Origin of the sequence: Streptomyces sp. NPDC051909 (assembly GCF_040681095.1) — a bacterium.
GTDB lineage: Bacteria > Actinomycetota > Actinomycetes > Streptomycetales > Streptomycetaceae > Streptomyces.
Map to the genome: position 1 here is coordinate 1 of NZ_JBFAYA010000089.1, position 1,102 is coordinate 1,102.

Annotated in this window: 2 pseudogenes; one reads left to right on the forward strand and one right to left on the reverse strand. The window is 66.2% G+C overall.

Features of this window, described 5'->3' with window-relative positions:
• Window positions 1–116 precede the first annotated feature (116 nt).
• Window positions 117–614, forward strand: a pseudogene (locus AB0M18_RS36645) (transposase family protein); the annotation flags it as partial.
• 232 nt (window positions 615–846) lie between these two features.
• On the opposite strand, the pseudogene AB0M18_RS36650 reads toward AB0M18_RS36645, so the two are convergent.
• Window positions 847–1,007: pseudogene (locus tag AB0M18_RS36650) on the reverse strand (IS256 family transposase); the annotation flags it as partial.
• Window positions 1,008–1,102: the final 95 nt, after the last annotated feature.

Consider the following 1,102-nt stretch of genomic DNA (forward strand, 5'->3'; position numbering starts at 1 on the left):
CAAGGATCTTCAGAGTGGCCACCGATCGGGTGACGGCCGAGGGTGGATAGCAGGCGAGGCCTTCGGGCAGTGGTTCGAGATGTCTGACGTCTCAACCGCTGCGACCGGAGCCCTCGTTGGTCCCTTATCCTGCCGCACTCGACCTGCCGCACGCACTCGAGGAGGGGGTCACGATGCTGATCGTCACCCGTGAAGGTGACCGCCGGTGCAAAACTGAGGCCCTCACAGCGCGCGGTCATCGCCCTGGTCTGCCTGCGCGAGCAGACCACCTACGCGAAGCTCGCCGCGGGCTTCCGGATCAGCGAGGGCACCGCCCACGCCTACGTACAGAGCGTCATCAAACTCCTCGCCGCGAGAGCACCCGTCCCTGACGCAGGCCCTGCGCCGCGCGCGTCCCGAGTACGTCCTGGTGGACGGCACCATCGCCGAGTGCGACCGGCTCGGCGACCACGAACGGGACTACTCGGGCAAGGCCCCGACGGCACGGCGTGAACATCCAGGCCGTCACCGACCCGGCGGGCGAACTGATCTGGTAGTCGCCGGCGCTGCCCGGCCTCACGATCGACATCACTGCGGCCCGCACCCACCGCATCGTCACCGTCTGCGAACGTCGTGCGGGTCTTCGGCCGCCTTAAAGCCTCCTGCCTTCCGCAGCTCACGAGGAGTGGCCGTCCGGCCCCCGGGGCGCTGGTTTTGTCGGGTCGTATCAGGACCGCGGTTTCGCTGAGAGTGAGAGCCACCGGTGCCCCCTTCGCAGCGGGGATGTGCGCGCTGCTGGTTCATGATCGGCGGTGAGTTCAAAAGCCGTTTCGGCGAGTTTGAGAGCCATCTCGCCGTGCGTGTCTGATCGTGCCAGTCATAGCCGAGATGATCGGTCATCTCGGCCTCGAGCGCGGACTCCAGCAGCCGCTTCGTCAGCTGCTGGAGCAGCCCGCCCTCACCGGTCAGGTGTAGCGCCTCTCGCTCTGGGCCCGGGCCACGAGTTCCTCGATGAAACGGTCATCCACAGCTGCCGGCTCGGGCCCCGAACCGGACGCCTTGGTTATTTCTCGCGGTCACAAGTGCACTCTTCCATGATCGGAGTTACACCGTTTTCTTTCTT